Consider the following 438-nt stretch of genomic DNA (forward strand, 5'->3'; position numbering starts at 1 on the left):
ACCCGGTGCAGCTCTACCTACAGTAGAGGCAATACGAGCCAGTGACTGAGTACCAGTACCTGCATCAATAGCACCAGCCAATGCAGCACTACGAAGAGTATTTGCTGGAACAACTGCTTTACCCAGTAAAGATGCACCCCTTAATACAGGACCAGCACCTAATAGAGAACCTACCCCTTCTGCTAACCCATCGGAAATAATGGAGCCAGTTTGAGCAGCATTCTCAATTGAACCTAGAAAATCACGTCCAAATTTAGATAAGGAAGCTACTATGTCATTAGGGCCTTCTTTCTTATCTGTTTGATACTGACGTTCACTCTCTACTTCATTCATTAAGTTACGAGCAGCAAAGAGCTTACGTTTATCTTGTAATGCCTGGCTTTGGGTAGCATGAACAGCATCATTAAACTTACTCAATTGTTGAGCAACAACAGCACC

At 43.6% G+C, this 438-nt stretch carries 1 protein-coding gene; it reads right to left on the reverse strand.

The genetic code is table 11. From position 1 onward, the window contains the following. Nucleotides 1-438, reverse strand: a 438-nt coding sequence (locus tag Y882_RS20395) for a hypothetical protein (protein ID WP_046973428.1), incomplete at both ends; no start/stop codon positions are given.

Source organism: Dyella japonica DSM 16301 (assembly GCF_001010355.1).
In the GTDB taxonomy this organism is placed as follows: domain Bacteria; phylum Pseudomonadota; class Gammaproteobacteria; order Xanthomonadales; family Rhodanobacteraceae; genus Dyella; species Dyella japonica.